Source organism: Pseudomonas sp. GD04158 (assembly GCF_029834875.1).
Taxonomy (GTDB): Bacteria; Pseudomonadota; Gammaproteobacteria; order Pseudomonadales; family Pseudomonadaceae; genus Aquipseudomonas; species Aquipseudomonas hydrolytica.
The window spans coordinates 67,031-83,689 of the sequence record NZ_JAODYT010000001.1 but is presented as its reverse complement, the minus strand read 5'-3'; the positions used below and the strand labels follow the sequence as shown (position 1 = coordinate 83,689).

General features: G+C 65.7%; 12 protein-coding genes. All 12 read right to left on the bottom strand.

Annotation, left to right across the window (positions count from 1 at the left end; translation table 11 throughout):
- Window positions 1-4: 4 nt before the first annotated feature.
- Window positions 5-1,021, bottom strand: coding sequence for a class I SAM-dependent methyltransferase (locus N7333_RS00455; protein ID WP_129484209.1), 1,017 nt, complete (start codon window positions 1,019-1,021; stop codon window positions 5-7).
- Between the two features lie 142 nt (window positions 1,022-1,163).
- A complete protein-coding gene (locus N7333_RS00450; protein WP_252576689.1) occupies window positions 1,164-2,345 on the bottom strand; it encodes an acetyl-CoA C-acetyltransferase in 1,182 nt (393 codons plus the stop codon).
- Window positions 2,346-2,429: 84 nt separating this feature from the next.
- On the bottom strand, window positions 2,430-3,296 hold the full coding sequence (locus N7333_RS00445) for an oxygenase MpaB family protein (RefSeq protein WP_129481813.1): 867 nt from the start codon (window positions 3,294-3,296) through the stop codon (window positions 2,430-2,432).
- Window positions 3,297-3,416: 120 nt separating this feature from the next.
- Window positions 3,417-5,354 (bottom strand): acetate--CoA ligase, encoded by a 1,938-nt coding sequence (acs, locus tag N7333_RS00440; RefSeq protein WP_012019570.1) that lies wholly within the window; start codon window positions 5,352-5,354, stop codon window positions 3,417-3,419.
- Between the two features lie 290 nt (window positions 5,355-5,644).
- Window positions 5,645-7,309, bottom strand: a complete 1,665-nt coding sequence (gene pgi / locus N7333_RS00435; protein ID WP_003244639.1) for a glucose-6-phosphate isomerase — start codon at window positions 7,307-7,309, stop codon at window positions 5,645-5,647.
- A gap of 78 nt (window positions 7,310-7,387) precedes the next feature.
- Entirely contained in the window at window positions 7,388-8,245 is an 858-nt protein-coding gene (panC, locus tag N7333_RS00430; protein ID WP_129481812.1) for a pantoate--beta-alanine ligase, read from the bottom strand.
- The gene (gene panB / locus N7333_RS00425) at window positions 8,242-9,042 is read right to left on the bottom strand and encodes a 3-methyl-2-oxobutanoate hydroxymethyltransferase (protein ID WP_003244641.1); all 801 of its coding nucleotides are present in this window, start codon (window positions 9,040-9,042) and stop codon (window positions 8,242-8,244) included. The genes panC and panB overlap by 4 nt, the downstream gene beginning before the upstream one ends.
- Before the next feature lie 273 nt (window positions 9,043-9,315).
- The gene (folK, locus tag N7333_RS00420; RefSeq protein ID WP_129481811.1) at window positions 9,316-9,804 is read right to left on the bottom strand and encodes a 2-amino-4-hydroxy-6-hydroxymethyldihydropteridine diphosphokinase; all 489 of its coding nucleotides are present in this window, start codon (window positions 9,802-9,804) and stop codon (window positions 9,316-9,318) included.
- The gene (locus tag N7333_RS00415) at window positions 9,801-11,192 is read right to left on the bottom strand and encodes a polynucleotide adenylyltransferase PcnB (protein WP_129481810.1); all 1,392 of its coding nucleotides are present in this window, start codon (window positions 11,190-11,192) and stop codon (window positions 9,801-9,803) included. The genes folK and N7333_RS00415 overlap by 4 nt, the downstream gene beginning before the upstream one ends.
- A gap of 826 nt (window positions 11,193-12,018) precedes the next feature.
- On the bottom strand, window positions 12,019-13,452 hold the full coding sequence (locus N7333_RS00410) for a sigma-54 dependent transcriptional regulator (RefSeq protein WP_012019565.1): 1,434 nt from the start codon (window positions 13,450-13,452) through the stop codon (window positions 12,019-12,021).
- A gap of 53 nt (window positions 13,453-13,505) precedes the next feature.
- A complete protein-coding gene (locus N7333_RS00405; protein WP_003244645.1) occupies window positions 13,506-16,460 on the bottom strand; it encodes a sensor histidine kinase in 2,955 nt (984 codons plus the stop codon).
- Window positions 16,444-16,620 carry a hypothetical protein gene (locus tag N7333_RS00400; RefSeq protein WP_003244646.1) on the bottom strand — a complete coding sequence of 59 codons (177 nt, stop codon included), beginning with the start codon at window positions 16,618-16,620 and terminating at the stop codon, window positions 16,444-16,446. Before N7333_RS00400 ends, N7333_RS00405 begins: the two co-directional genes overlap by 17 nt.
- Between the last annotated feature and the right edge of the window lie 39 nt (window positions 16,621-16,659).

The window sequence follows — 16,659 nt, the reverse complement described above, 5'->3', positions numbered from 1 at the left end:
CTGGCTAGAGCCTCAGGATCAGGGTTTTCAGCGGCGGCCTGGCGTCCGTGGATGGGAAATCGGCGGCGGGTGTCAGCACCTGGCAGTCGCGTACCGGGCGGCCGAGTTTCTCCGCGCAGCGCAGCACCTGCTGGCGCCAGTCCTCCAGCGCCACCTTCGCCAGGTTGTTGCAGCACACCAGGGTGCCGCCTTCTGCGGTGGCCAGCAGCGCCGGTTTGAGCAGGCTCTGGTAGTCGCGCAGCAGGTCGACCGTGCCGAAGGCGCTCTTGGCCCAGGCCGGCGGGTCGAGGAAAACCAGATCGAACTGGCGTGGTTGCAGGCGCGGATAGCTCGACAGCTTCTGCCCGCGGCGGCTGGTGATCGGCAGATCGGCCAGCTGACGGATGGCCGGGAAGTAGTCGGATTGAATGAACTGCATGCTCGGCAATTCGGGATTCAGCTCGCCGTTCTCGCGACCCACGGCCAGGTTGCCCTGAGCGAAGTCGAGGTTGGTCACCTCGCGTGCGCCGCCAGCCGCGGCGCACAGGCCGACGCCGCAGGTGTAGGCGAACAGGTTGAGCACGGACTTGCCAGCGCTGTTGGCCTTGACCCAGCCGCGGGCGTTGCGCAGATCGAGAAACAGCAGCGGATCCTGCCCGGCATGGCGGCCGCGCACGCGGTAGTTCAGCCCCCACTCGTGGCCGACCTGGTCTTCGAGGGCGGCATCGCTGGCCAGAAATAGCGCCGGATCGCGGTCGATGCGCGAGTTGCCCTGGGAGCGGTCGTTGTAGACCGGCAGCAGGCGGTGCCCTAGATGGGCTTCGACGCTGCTGGTGATGCTGTGCAGATCATCTGCCTGCAACGGCTGATGAAAGCTCTGTACCAGCAGCTGCGGGCCGTAGCGGTCGACGGTCAGGCCTGGCGCACCTTCCTGGCTGCCATGGAACAGTCGGTAGCAGTCGGTGCCCTGGGCATGCAGTTCGGCCAGAAGACTCTGGCGGGCGTCGAGGGCGGCGCGCAGCGCCTGGTCAAGAGAGGGCATGCGCGGCGTCTCGGAGAAAGGAAGGCCGGCAGTTTATCAAGAAAACCGCTCGCCTCAGCACCATGAGGTAGCCCGGATGCAATCCGGGGGGAGCCCGGGATGGGCTCCCCGGATTGCATCCGGGCTACGGTGTTCGGGTTGCTTAATTGCGCTCGATGGCCAGCGCCACACCCTGACCGCCACCGATGCACAGGGTGGCCAGACCTTTCTTCGCGTCGCGGCGGATCATCTCGTGCAGCAGGGTCACCAGCACGCGGCAGCCCGAGGCGCCAATGGGGTGACCCAGAGCGATGGCGCCGCCGTTGACGTTGACTTTGTCGGCATCCCAGCCCAGCTCCTGGCCAACCGACAATGCCTGCGCAGCAAAGGCCTCGTTGGCTTCGATCAGGTCCAGATCGGCCAGGCTCCAGCCGGCCTTGTCCAGGCAGCGACGGGTGGCCGACACCGGGGCGATGCCCATGATCGCCGGGTCGACACCGGCGTTGGCGTAGCCGGCAATCTTCGCCAGCACCGGCAGGCCCAGCGATTGCGCCTTGCTCGCGCTCATCAGCAGCACGGCGGCGGCGCCGTCGTTGAGGCTGGAGGCGTTGCCGGCGGTGACGCTGCCGTCCTTTTTGAACGCCGGCTTGAGCTTGGCCAGGGATTCGGCGGTGGTGCCGGCGCGCGGCTGCTCATCACGGGCGAAGGCGACAGGATCGCCCTTGCGCTGTGGAATCAGTACCGGGGTGATTTCTGTGTCGAAACGACCGGACTCGATAGCGGCCACGGCTTTGCGCTGCGACTCGGCGGAGAAGGCGTCCTGGGCTTCACGGCTGATGCCGTATTTCTCCACCAGATTTTCGGCGGTGATGCCCATGTGGTAATCGTTGAAGGCATCCCACAGGCCGTCGAGGATCATGCTGTCCTGCAACTGGGCGTGGCCCATGCGCAGGCCGGTGCGCGCCTTGGGCAGCACGTAGGGTGCCAGGCTCATGTTTTCCATGCCGCCGGCGATGATCACCTCGGCATCGCCGCAGCGAATGGCCTGGGTGGCCAGGTGCAGGGCCTTGAGGCCCGAGCCGCAGACCTTGTTCAGGGTCATGGCCGGTACGGCATGGGGCAGGCCGGCGCGGATGGCGGCCTGGCGTGCAGGGTTCTGCCCGGAGCCAGCAGTGAGCACCTGGCCGAGGATGACTTCATCGACCTGGGCGGCATCGAGGCCGGTCTGCTCCAGCAGGCGCTTGATGACGATGGCGCCGAGTTCGGGCGCGGGAATCTCCGCCAGGCTGCCCTGGAAGCTGCCGATGGCGGTGCGGGTGGCGGCGACGATGACGACGTCTTGCATATGCTGGTCCTCGAATCGGTTCAGACAATGACCGGAAAGAGGCTGATGGTCGCATGGCTGACCGTGACCGGCCAGCCACGCCTCCTAGGGCTGCAGGCGACGGCGCGCGCGCTGGGCAGCGCTGTTGCGCACGGCCCAGCGCAGCACGTTGGCGGTGCGTTGCACGCTGGCGCGGATCAGGGGCCGGCGCCAGGCCGCCTGCTGTTCGCCGAGCAGGTCGCTGGCCCAGTCCGGCAGCAGGTCGACGCCGGCCTGCAGCATCAGGTTGCCGAACGGTTTGGCGAGAATGCTCGGCATCGGCGCGGCGTACAGCAGTCGCACCACTTCGCGGGTGCGCTCATCACAGAGCAGTTGCGGGCGCAGGCGCTGCAGATAGTCGGCGATGGCCTGAGCCGATTGGGGCACGTCCTGCGCGCCGAGGCGTTCGGCGATCAGCGCCACTTCGCGGTAGTAGCGATCCTGCTCGGCCACCGGCAGCTGCGGGTCGACGTAGCGCAGGTAGCCGGCGAGAAACTGGCTGACCTCGGAGACATGCACCCAGGTCAGCAGCTCGGGATCGCTGGCGCGATAGGGGCGACCGTCCGGCGCGCTGCCGGTCACCTGCAGGTGGATGCGGCGCACCTTGTCGATCAGCTGTTCGGCATCGTGCAGCCCGCCGTAGGTGGTGCCGGCGATGAACAGGCTGGTGCGGCGCAGGCGGCCGAGCATGTCCTGGCGAAAGGTGGAGTGATCCCACACGCCGGCCAAAGCCAGCGGATGGAGCATCTGCAGGAGCAGGGCGGAGATGCCGCCGACCATCATCGCGGTAAAGTCGGCGTGGACTTCCCAGACCATCGACTCGGGGCCGAACAGGCCGGCATCACCGCGCGGCTGGTCGAGGTCGAGCACGCCCAGCGAGGCGCCGGTGAGGCTGTGCACCTGTTTTTCGATCTGACGACGTAGGCTTTCCATGCTGCGCAGTGTCGAACCTCGGCTCGGCAGACGCAAGGCGGAGGTCCGCAGGGTGCACCGCGCGCACCTTCATGCGCTGCGGCGAGTGACCTGGTGCGCACGGCGCACCCTACGGTGGGCTCAGCGGTTGAGGCGCTGATCGATCAGGCTGTCGACCACGCTGGGGTCGGCCAGGGTCGAGGTGTCGCCCATGTTCTCCAGCTCGTTGCAGGCGATCTTGCGCAGGATGCGCCGCATGATCTTGCCCGAGCGGGTCTTGGGCAGGCCCGGCGCCCACTGGATCAGCTCCGGCTTGGCGAAGCTGCCGATCTCCTTGCCGACCAGGGCCAGCAGATCCTTCTTCAGCTCGTCGGAAGGTTCCTGGCCGTTCATCAGGGTGACATAGGCGTAGATGCCCTGGCCTTTCACGTCATGCGGGTAGCCGACCACCGCCGCCTCGGCCACCGCGTCGTGTAGCACCAGGGCGCTTTCCACCTCGGCAGTGCCGATGCGGTGCCCCGAGACGTTGATCACGTCATCGACACGGCCGGTGATCCAGTAGTAGCCGTCCTCGTCGCGGCGCGCGCCGTCGCCGGTGAAGTAGTAACCGGGGTAGGGCTTGAAGTAGGTATCGACCATGCGCTGGTGATCGCCGTAGACGCTGCGAATCTGGCTCGGCCAGCTGGCCTTGATCGCCAGCACGCCGGCGCCTGGGCCTTCGATCTCCTTGCCCTGCTCATCGAGCAGCACCGGCTGTACGCCAAAGAAGGGGCGGGTCGCCGAGCCGGGTTTGAGGTCGGTGGCGCCGGGCAGCGGGGTGATCAGGATGGAGCCGGTTTCGGTCTGCCACCAGGTGTCGACGATGGGGCAGCGCATGTCGCCGACCACATGGAAATACCATTCCCAGGCTTCGGGGTTGATCGGCTCGCCCACCGTGCCGAGCAGACGCAGGCTCGAACGCGAGGTGGCTTTGACCGGCGCCTCGCCTTCGCGCATCAGTGCACGCAGGGCGGTGGGAGCGGTGTAGAAGGTGTTGACCTGGTGCTTGTCGATCACCTGCCAGAAGCGCGAGGCATCCGGGTAGTTGGGCACGCCCTCGAACATCAGGGTGGTGGCGGCGTTGGCCAGCGGGCCGTAGACGATGTAGCTGTGCCCGGTGACCCAGCCGACATCGGCGGTGCACCAGTAGACGTCGCCCTCGTGGTAGTCGAACACGTACTTGTGGGTCATGGCCGCGCCGAGCAGATAGCCGCCAGTGGTATGCAGCACGCCCTTGGGTTTGCCGGTCGAGCCCGAGGTGTAGAGGATGAACAGCGGGTCTTCGGCATCCATCGGCTCGGCCGGGCAGTCGGCATCGACCTCCTTGAGCGCCTGGTGGTACCAGAGGTCACGGCCCTCCACCCAGGCCACGTCACCCTGGGTGCGCTCGACCACCACCACGGTGGAGACGTTCGGGCAGCTCTGCAGGGCCTTGTCGACGTTGTTCTTCAATGGGATGTACTTGCCGCCGCGCACACCCTCGTCGGCGGTGATCACGGTGCGGCAGTCGGCATCGAGAATGCGATCGCGCAGGGCATCCGGGGAGAAGCCGCCGAATACCACCGAATGCACCGCGCCGATGCGTGCGCAGGCCAGCATGGCGTAGGCCGCCTCCGGCACCATCGGCATGTAGATGCATACCCGGTCGCCCTTCTTCACGCCGCGGCGTTTGAGCACGTTGGCCAGGCGGCTGACGTTGTGGTGCAGCTTGTTATAGGTGATGTGCGCCGACTCGGCCGGGTTGTCGCCTTCCCAGATGATGGCGACCTGCTCGCCGCGCTGTTGCAGATGGCGGTCGATGCAGTTGTAGGCGACATTGAGCTGGCCGCCCTTGAACCACTCGGCGCGGCCCTGCTTCAGGTCGCTGCTGTGGACCTGATCCCAGGGCTTGAACCAGGTGAGGAAGGCCTTGGCCTGCTCGGCCCAGAAGGTATCGGGTTGCTCGACGGACTGCTGGTACAGGCGCAGATAGGCGTCGTTATCCAGGTGTGCACGCTGGCGCACCGCGTCGGCCACGGGGTGACGGGTGATCTCGAACATGGCGGGGTCCTTGTAATTGTTTGTCCGCAACAGGTCCAAGGGTGCATCCAAGCCCGTGCAGGTTCAAGGGCTATGCAACTCGATTTGCCCCCTGACAGGATTGACCGAGCCGGCGGGCGCATGTTCCAGCTGCGCGGCGACCAGACGACGGGTCGCCCCGCCGTAGCGCAGCGGTTTCGAAAGTGCATACAACCTCCGGCATGCCTTCAGCCGGGCCCTGGGGGTGACGCCGGCGGAGTACTGGCAGCGCTTCTGCCGCTAGGCGCACGCATGCGCCCGCGGCAGGGCGGTCAGCCGCGATGCTGCGAACGGAAGTGCTCGATCAGGCCCTGGGTGGAGGCGTCGCTGGCCGGTTCGCCACTGGCGCCGGTGAGGCGCTGGTAGACTTCCTTGCCCATTTCCTTGCCCAGTTCCACGCCCCATTGGTCGAAGGCGTTGATGCCCCAGATGGCGCTCTGCACGAACACCTTGTGCTCGTACAGCGCCACCAGCGCACCGAGGTTGAACGGCGCGATGCGGTTCATCACCAGGATGTTGCTCGGCCGGTTGCCGGGGATCACCTTGTGCGGCGCCAGGCGCTGCACCTCGTCTTCGCTCAGCCCCTTGGCGCGCAGCTCGGCCTCGGCCTCCTCGCGGGTCTTGCCCTGCATCAGCGCCTGGGCCTGCGACAGGCAGTTGGCGAACAGCCACTGATGATGGTCGGACAGCGGGTTGTAGCTGTTGACCGGGACGATGAAGTCCGCCGGCACCAGCAGGCGGCCCTGGTGCAGCAGCTGGTGGTAGGCATGCTGGCCGTTGCAGCCGACGCCGCCCCAGATGATCGGGCCTGTGGCGATGTCCAGCGGCGTGCCGTCCTGGCGCACGCTCTTGCCGTTGGACTCCATGTCCAGCTGCTGCAGGTGCTTGGTGAAATTGCGCAGGTAGTGGTCGTACGGCAGGATCGCGTGGCTCTGCGCGCCCCAGAAATTGGTGTACCAGACGCCTAGCAGCGCCATCAGCACCGGCATGTTCTCGGCCAATGGTGCCTGGGTGAAGTGCTCGTCCATGGCGTAGGCGCCGGCCAGTAGCTCCTTGAAGTTGGATACGCCGATGGCCAGGGCGATGGGCAGGCCGATGGCCGACCACAGCGAGTAGCGGCCGCCGACCCAGTCCCACATGGGGAAGATGTTCTCCTCGCCGATGCCGAACTCGATGGCCGCCTTGCGGTTGCTGGTCACGGCGATGAAGTGACGGTGCAACTGTTCTTCCGGGCCGCCCATGGCCAGGTACCAGTCGCGTGCGGCCAGGGTGTTCTTGAGGGTTTCCAGGGTGCCGAAGGACTTGCTGGAAACGATGAACAGGGTGGTTTCCGGATCGAGGCGGGCGGTCAGTTCGCGGAACTCGCTGCCGTCGATATTGGCCAGGTAGTGGCAGCGCACGCCGCGCTGGGTGAACGGGCGTAGCGCCTCGGAGACCAGTTGCGGGCCGAGGAAGGAGCCGCCGATGCCGATGTTCACCACTTCCTTGATCGGCTTCTCGCTGTAGCCACGCCACAGACCGCTGTGAATGCGACTGACCAGTTCGGTGACCTGGTTCAGCACGCGGTGCACCTCGGGGATGATGTCATTGCCATCGACCAGCAGGCGGCGACCGATGGGGCTGCGCAGCGCCGTGTGCAGCGCGGCGCGGCCTTCCGAGGCATTGACCCGCTCGCCGTTGTACAGGGCCGCGATGGCCTCGTGCAGGTCGGCCTGTTCCGCCAGCTGAATCAGCAGCTCGAGGCTTTTTTCGGTGATCAGGTTCTTCGAGTAGTCCAGCAGCAGGCCGCAGCTGTCGAGGGAAAAGCGCTGGAAGCGGCGGGGATCGCCGGCGAAGGCTTCGCGCATGCTGAAGCCGGCCATCTCGGCGCGATGTTGCTGCAGGGCTTGCCAGGCGGGCAGGCGAGTGATGTCGTGCGGCTGCTGGTAGTAGGCCATCGGAACTCCTGATCCGGGAAAGCAAAAGGCCCGGTGCGACCGGGCCTCGCGAGTTTAACCGCCTGGCTTTGGATGCAGCTACTGGCCCGCCAGTTCAACCAAAAGGTTGTCGATCAGGCGGGTGCTGCCCAGATGCGCCGCGGTGAGCACCACCAGGTGGCGGTCGTCGAGCTGAGCCGGACGCAGGTTGAGGGCGTTGCGGATCTCCAGGTAGTCTGGCGTGAAGCCGGCCTCGCGCTGCTGCGTCTGGGCGGTTTCGATCAGCCGGGCATAATCCCGAGCGCCGTGGTGCAGCGCCTCGGCGATGCTTTGCAGGCTGCGGTACAGCGCCGGGGCGACGGCGCGTTGCTCGGCGCTCAGATAGCCGTTGCGCGAGGACAGCGCCAGGCCGTCCTCGGCACGCTGGGTCGGCGCGCCGATGATCTGGATCGGCATGTTCAGGTCCTGCACCAGGGCGCGTATCACGGCCAGCTGCTGATAGTCCTTCTCGCCGAACACGGCCAGATCGGGCTGGACCATGTTGAACAGCTTGGTCACCACCGTGGCCACGCCCTCGAAATGGCCGGGTCGGCTGGCGCCGCACAGGCCTTCGGAGACGCCGGGAACCGTCACCCGGGTCTGATCACCCATGCCGTGCGGGTACATTTCCGCAACGTCGGGGTGGAACAGCAGATGGCAGCCGGCCGCCAGCAGCTTCTCCTGATCGGCGGCGAGGGTGCGCGGGTACTTGTCCAGGTCCTCGCCGGCGCCAAACTGCAGCGGATTGACGAAGATGCTGGCGACCACGAAGTCGGCCCGCTGGGCGGCGATCTGCACCAACGAGGCGTGACCGGCATGCAGGTTGCCCATGGTCGGCACGAAACCGATCTGTTTGCCCTCGGCACGTGCCTGGGCGACGGCCGCACGCAGCTCGCGCAGGGTCTTGACCGTATTCATGCGGAGAACCCGTGTTCGGCGGCAGGGAAGCTGCCGTCCTTGACCGCCTGGACGTAAGCGCTCAGAGCACCGTGAATGCTGCTCTGGCCCTCCATGAAGTTGCGCACGAACTTCGGCGCGCGGCCGGACAGCGACAGGCCGAGCATGTCGTGCTGCACCAGCACCTGGCCATCGGTAGCGGCGCCTGCGCCGATGCCGATCACCGGAATCTTCACCGCCTGGGTGATTTCCGCCGCCAGCTCGCTGGGCACGCATTCGAGCAGCAGCATGGCCGCGCCAGCCTGTTCCAGGGCCATGGCATCGGCACGCATCTGCCGCGCCTGGGCTTCCTGGCGGCCCTGTACCTTGTAGCCGCCGAGGATGTTCACCGCCTGCGGGGTGAGGCCAAGGTGCGCGCAGACCGGCACACCGCGTTCGGCCAGCAGGCGGATCGGTTCGGCCAGCCAGCCGGCGCCTTCCAGCTTGACCATGTGGGCGCCGGCCTGCATCAGCCGGGCGCTGTTGTTCATGGCTTGTTCGGCCGTGGCGTAGGCCATGAAGGGCAGGTCGGTCAGGATCAGCGCGCCCTGATTGCCGCGTTTCACGCAGGCAGTGTGGTAGGCCATTTCCTCGACGCTGACCGGCAGGGTGCTGTCGTGACCCTGCAGGACCATGCCCAGGGAGTCGCCGACCAGCAGCACATCGACGCCAGCCTGGCAGGCCGCACGGGCGAAGGTGGCGTCGTAGCAGGTCAGCATCGCGATCTTGTCACCGCCTTGCTTGAGGCTCTGCAGTGTGGTCAGGGTAACGTCAGGCATTTCAAGGGTCCTCGCTCAGGCTCGGTATACCGCTTCTATCCGGCTGCAATCCGGCCTGGATTGGCATAAAGGTGCGCCCGGCGCGGGGCGACGGGACGCCTATAGTCCTGATGGGGGGGCGTGAAGTCAATTGCGGGTGTTACCGCCCTGTTACTGGCGTTACCGCCAATGTAGACGGAAGCGGCCTGGGCTAGAGCCGGCGCGGGCTGGCGTCGGGTAGCAGGAGAATCGGTACGGGGCGCGGTGGAGGCGGTGTTGCAACCGTGGGCCGCGCTATTCCGGCAGACGTTCCAGGCCGGTAAAGGGGCAGGCGGCAAGGAGGGTGGCGAGGCTGCGGCCATCCGGCAGCTGCAGCTCGGCTGCGAGCTCGGCCAGCGGGTAGAGCACGAAGGGGCGGGCGTGCATATGGTAGTGCGGCACGCACAGGCGCTCGTCGTCGATCAGCCTGGCACCGAACAGCAGGATATCCAGATCCAGCGTGCGCGGCCCCCAGCGTTCGGCCTTGCGCACGCGGCCCTGCTCCTGCTCGATGCGCTGCAGGGCGTCGAGCAGTTCCCAGGGTTGCAGCTCGGTATCCAGCGCCGCCACGGCGTTGACGTAGCGTGGCTGGTCCGGCGGGCCGAGCGGGTCGCTGGCATAGAAGGAAGAGTGAGCGACCAGGGCCGTTTGCGGCAGCTCACCGAGCGCGGCGAGGGCGCTGCGCAACTGCTGCAGCGGCTCGGCGAGATTGCTGCCGAGGCCGACGTACACCCGCTCCATCATTCGCCGCTGCTCTCACCGCCGCGCTTGCGTTTGCCGCCGCTGCGGCGGCGTTTGCGCGGTGCGCTGCCTGCCGCCTCCGGTTTGCCGGCCAGATCGCGGATCATCTGCCGACGCTGGCTGTCGCTGGCTTCCTGATAGTCGGTCCACCAGTCGCCCAGGCCTTCGGTGTCTTCGCCAGCGCGCTCGCGCAGCAGCAGGAAGTCATAACCTGCGCGAAAGCGCGGGTTTTCCAGCAGCAGGTCGGCACGCTTGCCGCTACGTCGCGGCAGGCGCTCCTGCATGTCCCAGATTTCGCGGATGGGAATGGTGAAGCGCTTGGGTACGGCAATGCGCTGGCACTGCTCGGTGATCAGCTCGTGGGCCGCTTCCTGCATCGCCGGAATCGGCGGCATGCCCTTGCTTTGCAGATGCAGCACACGGGCCGGCAGGGCTGGCCAGAGCAGGGCGGCGAAGAGGAAGGCCGGGGTGACCGACTTGCCGTCGTGGATACGGTCATCGGTGTTGATCAGCGCTTCGCGGATCAGCTTCTCGGTGTACTCGGGATTGCGCTTGAGCGCCTCGCCGCTGGCCGGGAACAGCTGGGCGAACAGGTCGTGTTCGAGCAGCAGATCGAAGGTGTACTCGGCGTAACCGGCCAGGAACAGCTTGAGCACCTCATCGAACAGACGCGCTGCCGGGATGTCGCGCAGCATCGGGGCCAGGCGGCGGATCGGCGCGGCGCTGTGCTTCTCGATGTCGAAGTCCAGCTTGGCGGCGAAGCGCACCGCACGCAGCATGCGCACCGGGTCTTCCAGGTAACGCTGTTCCGGATCGCCGATCAGGCGTACCAGGTGATTGCGCACGTCATGCATGCCGCGGGCGTAATCGAGGATGTGCTCCTGCGTCGGGTCGTAGTACAGCGCATTGATGGTGAAGTCGCGACGCTGGGCGTCGTCCTCCAGGGTGCCGTAGACGTTGTCGCGCAGGATGCGCCCGCTTTCGTGGCGCGCGGCCTGGTTGCTGTTCTCCTCTTCCTCGCCTTGCGGGTGGTTGGCACGGAAGGTGGCCACTTCGATGATCTCGCGGCCGAAGTGCACATGAACCAGCTTGAACCGGCGGCCGATGACGCGGGCGTTGCGAAACTCGGCGCGCACCTGCTCGGGCGTGGCGCTGGTGGCCACGTCGAAGTCCTTGGGGTCGATGTCCAGCAGCAGGTCACGCACGCAGCCGCCGACCAGATAGGCCTGATAACCGGCCTTCTGCAAGCGCTCGACCACGCTGATGGCGTGACGGCTGATCTCGTTGCGATTGATCGGGTGTTGACGGCTGCTCAGCACTTCGGGCGTGCTGCGAGGACGTGGCGCGCGGCGCAGGGGCGAGCGAAAAGACGTAAACAGCTTCTTCAGCATGGGATGCACTGTGTGGGGAGGTGACCGATCAGGCTCGCAGGTTGAAAAACAGCCTGCATCGGCAACTCGGCGCTGGAAGCATTTCCTCGGTGCTCATCCACTTCAGGTAGATATCGCGATCGCGGTTGTGCTGGCCGTGTTCTGGCTGCCTCGTCAATGTTTTTCAACGGTCTGCGAAACGATGACCGCATGTTTGCTGCGGATTCTAGCATCGTGTCGGGAGAAGATGTGTAAAGCGGCAGGCGGGGATCCGTGGAGCGGAAGCTACTGGGGGAGCCGAAGCTCCCCCCCAAGTTGGTGCGTGCTTTGTTTTTGTTGTTATTGAGGGCCTGTTGTTCTTGTTGTTTGGCCCTTCCCGGCTCGCCGTGGCTCACCGGGTGCTCCCTAGAGTGGGGAGCCAATAGCAAACGGATTTCTTTGGACGCTGATGCTGCCATTAATCAACCAGTTCGGGTGCTGCCTGAAGGCAGTTTTGTTGTTCTCGGTCTGGTTGCAGGGGCAGAACCCCTTGCGGCAACTCCTCTCCAAAAGAATCAGTTAGCTGCGCCTCCGTCCTTGTTGTTTTTGTTGTTCTGGAGTCGTTGCGTCTTGTTCTTATTGTGTAGGGCATTGCTTGTTATTGTTGTTGTGCCAGAGATAAAGCAGATGCCGTGCCAGTTTTTGCGATTCCTTTTAAATCAAGGGTTTGCGGCAATGCGACGTGATCGGGAGGGTAGAAAAAAGCCGGGTTTCCGTTACCTTTAGACCCGGCTTTTGTTACGAGATATTGGTTCGGTAACAACCTGTAGAACCTGCGCAGGATGAGGTTGTCATCCTGGATGCGACGTCAAGGCCCACTGGTCACGCCGGATTTGCGCCGCGGGATGCCCAGGCGCTGGCGACGTTCCCACAGACACTTGCGGCTGATGCCCAGCTTGCGCGCCAGCTCGGTTTCGGTCATGTGATCCTGATGTTCGAGGACGAAGTGCTGGAAATAGTCCTCCAGCGACAGGTCCTCGGTCGGTTCGTGGCTGTTGCCGGCGCTCTGGCCGGCTACCGCGGGCAGGCCGAAGTCGTCATCGTCCAGATCGTCCAGCTCGATGTCGATGCCCAGCAGGTCGGCAGAAATCTCCGCGCCCTCGCAGAGGATCACCGCGCGCTCGATGGCGTTCTCCAGCTCGCGCACGTTGCCCGGCCAGGGATAATGGCGGATGGCCTGTTCGGCATCCTGGGCGAAGCGCAGAGGCTCGCGCCCCATGCGCGTGCACTGGCGCACCAGAAAGGCCTGGGCGATTTCGCTGACGTCGCTGCCGCGCTCGCGCAGCGCCGGCAGCTTCAGGGCGATGACGTGCAGGCGGTAGTAGAGGTCTTCGCGGAACTGGCCGGTCTTGGCCAGGGTCTTGAGGTCGCGGTGAGTGGCGGCGATCAGGCGTACGTCGACCTTCTGCGACTGCACCGAGCCGACCCGGCGAATCTCGCCTTCCTGCAGCACGCGCAGCAGGCGCGCCTGGGCTTCCAGCGGCAGTTCGCCGATCTCGTCGAGGAACAGGGTGCCGCCATCGGCCGCTTCCACCAGGCCGGCGCGTCCGGCGCTGGCGCCGGTGAAGGCGCCTTTCTCGTGGCCGAACAGTTCGGACTCGATCAGGGTTTCCGGAATGGCCGCGCAGTTCACCGAAATCAGCGGCGCCTTGGCGCGCTTGGAGAGGTTGTGCAGGGCACGCGCCACCAGCTCCTTGCCGGTTCCGGATTCGCCCTGCACCAGCACGTTGGAGTCGGTGGGGGCGACCTTGCGAATCTTGCTGTAGAGCTCCTGCATGGCGGCGCAGGAGCCGATGATGCCGATCTCGCCGTTGGCGTTGTCTGCCGTCTTCTCGGCACTGCCACTGCGCGCGTTGCCGGCGGCAGCTGGCGCCGGTGCGCTCTTGGCTTCCTGGCGGTCGCGCAGGATGCGGGCCACGGCCTGGAGCATCTCGTCGTGGTCGAAGGGTTTGGCGATGTAGTCCACCGCGCCCATCTTCATCGAGTCCACCGCCGAGCGCAGGCTGGCGTAGCTGGTCATGATCAGCACCGGCGTGCCTTCGGCCAGCTTGATCAGTTCGGTGCCGGGGGCGCCGGGCAGGCGCAGATCGCTGACGATCAGGTCGAAGGTGGGAATGCTGTAGCGCTCCTGGGCCTCCTGTACCGAGCCGGCTTCGCTGACCTGGTACTGATTGCGTTCGAGCAGGCGGCGCAAGGCAGAGCGGATAATGGTTTCGTCTTCGACGATAAGAATATGTGGCATCAATTCGGTCTCTCGACGGTCACGGAGGTGCCGCTGGCACCCTCTCTCGCTGTTTACATCGCTACGGACGTCGCCTCGACATGCCTTGGCAGGGTGACCCTGATGCGAGTGCCCAGTTGGCGCTCGGGGTCGGCCGGGCTGTCGATTGTTATTTGTCCATAATGCTCTTCCACGATCGAATAGACCAGCGCGAGGCCCAGGCCGGTCCCCTCGCCGGGGTCCTTGGTGGTGAAGAACGGCTCGAACAGGCGATCGATGATCGCCTTGGGAATGCCGCTGCCTTCGTCCTCGACGATCAGGTCGACGGTATGTTCGCTGGCCTCGCTGCGCACGCGGATGGCGCCGCCGGGTGGCGAGGCGTCGCGGGCGTTGGACAGCAGGTTGATCAGCACCTGCGCCAGACGCTGCGGATCGCCCTCGGCCCAGTGTTCCGGGTCGCAGAGGTTGTAGAACTGGATCTCGAAGTTGCGCTTGTTCAGCGACAGCAGGCCGATGGCGTCCTGGGCCACGTCGGCCAGGCACACCGGCTCGTCGCTATGCTGGTGGCCCCCGGAGTGGGCGAAGCTCATCAGCGACTGGACGATGCGCGAGACGCGCTTGGTCTGTTCCAGTATCTGCCCGCTGATTTCGGCCAGCTCGGCGTCGGTCTCGCGCTCTTCACGCAGGTTCTGCGCCAGGCAGGCGATGCCGGTGATGGGATTGCCGATCTCGTGGGCCACGCCGGCAGCCAGGCGGCCGATGCTGGCCAGGCGCTCGGAGTGCACCAGCTTGTCTTCGAGCATCTGGGTTTCGGTCTGGTCCTCGACCAGCAGCACCAGGCCGCTATTGCCGGGGGCCAGCGGCTCGTCGATGGCGGCCTTGTGCAGGTTGAGCCAGCGGATCTGGCCATCGACGGCCAGGTGCTGTTTGTGCAGGTGTTGATCAGGACGCTCGATGAAATCCTGCAGTAGGCTCTGCCAGGGTTCGGCCAGGGCCGACAGGCGCGAGCCGACGATGCGCTGCGCGGGAATCTCGGTGAGCTCTTCCATGGCCCGGTTCCACATCAGGATCTCCTGATCCTTGGCCAGCGAGCACACGCCCATCGGCAGTTCCTGCAGGGTCTGGCGGTGGTAGCGGCGCAGCGCGTCGAGTTCGGCGGCCAGGCCGGTGAGGCGCGACTGGTAATCCTCCAGGCGGCTTTCGATGAAGTGGATGTCCTCGGTGACGTAGCCCTCGCTGCCGGATTTGTAGGGCAGGAAGGTCTCGACGATGTCCTGCGCCACGCTCGGTCCCATCAGGCCGGAGAGGTTGGCTTCGATGCGGTCGCGCAGGCGACGCAGCGCGTAGGGGCGGCCCTCGTCGAAGGGCAGGTGCAGGTCGCGCAGGGCCTGCTCCACCTCGCGCTGGGCGGTCTTGGCGCCCAGCGGTTTGGCCAGCTGGGCGGCGAAGTCCTGTGGCGATACCGCCACCAGTTCGCGGCGCTGCGGGCGGCGCACGTTGTCCACCGCGCAGGCTTCGGCGGCGCTCTTTTCCTCGGGGCTGGCTTCGGTGAACAGCGAAACCAGGGTGAACACCAGCACGTTGGCGGCCAGCGAGGCGATCGCCGCCAGGTGCCAGCTGGCGTCGTCGAGCACGTAGACCACGTTGAACAGCGGCAGGTAGAAGCCTTCCAGATTGCCCAGCAGCGGCAGCAGCATGGTCAGCGCCCAGACGCTGATTCCGGCCAGCAGCCCGGCGAGGAAACCGCGGCGATTGGCCGTCTGCCAGTACAGCACCGAGAGCACGCCAGGCAGGAACTGCAGGGTGGCGACGAAGGCGACGATGCCCAGGTTGGCCAGGTCCTGCTGGGCACCGAGCAGCAGGTAGAAGCCGTAACCGGCCATGATGATGAAGGCGATCAGCGCGCGGCGGGTCCACTTCAGCCAGCGGTAGATGTTGCCTTCGGCCGGTGGCTGGTACAGCGGCAGCACCAGGTGGTTCAGCGCCATGCCGGACAGTGCCAGGGTGCTGACGATGATCAGGCCGCTGGAAGCCGACAGGCCGCCGACATAGGCGAGCAGCGCCAGCGCCTCGCTGTTCACCGCGATGCCCAGGCCCAGGGTGAAGTATTCCGGGTTGGTGGTGGCGCCGAGCTTGAGGCCGGCCCAGAGGATCAGCGGCACGGCCAGGCTCATCAGCAGCAGGAACAGCGGCAGGCCCCAGCTGGCGCTGACCATGGCGCGTGGATTGAGGTTCTCGGTGAAGGTCATGTGATACATGTGCGGCATGACGATGGCCGAGGCGAAGAACACCAGCAGCAGGGTGCGCCACGGACCTTCCTGCAGCGGCGTGTGCAGCGTGGCCAGCGCCGCCTGGTTCTGCACCAGCCACAGTTCCAGTTCACGTGGGCCGCCGAACACCTGGTACAGCGCATACCAGCCGATGACGCCGAGGGCGACCAGCTTGACCAGCGATTCGAAGGCGATGGCGAACACCAGACCCTCGTGTTTCTCGCGCGTGGCGATATGGCGTGCGCCGAAGAGAATGGTGAAGAGGATGATCAGCCCGCAGTAGCTCAGCGCCACCTTCTCCTGCAGCGGCTCGCGGCTGAGGATGCCGATGGAGTCGGCCACCGCCTGAATCTGCAGGGCCAGCAGCGGCAGTACGCCGATCAGCATGAACAGAGTGGTCAGCACACCCGCCCAGGTGCTGCGAAAGCGGAAGGCGAACAGGTCGGCCAGCGACGACAACTGGTAGGTGCGGGTGATGCGCAGGATCGGATAAAGCAGCACCGGTGCCAGCAGGAAGGCACCGGACACCCCGAGGTAGCTGGCAAGAAAGCCGTAGCCGTACTGATAGGCCAGGCCCACCGTGCCGTAGAAGGCCCAGGCGCTGGCGTAGACGCCCAGTGACAGGGTGTAGGTCAGCGGATGGCGGATGATCCAACGCGGGATCAGACCGTGTTCGCTGACCCAGGCAACGCCGAACAGCACCAGCAGATAGCCGGCGCTGATCAGGATCAGTTCGCTCAGGCTAAAGCTCGTCAGCATCGCGTTGGCTCTGAAGAATGAAGGTGACGACGATCAGGATCAGCCACAGCAGATAGGGCCGATACCACGCGCCGTTGGGGTCGATCCACCAGTCCATGATGGCTGGGGAGAACAGGTAGATCCCCACCACCAGGATCAGAACCAGTCGGTAGATATACATGTGGCATCTCGTCGAACGATGCCGCGATGGTAAAGGATG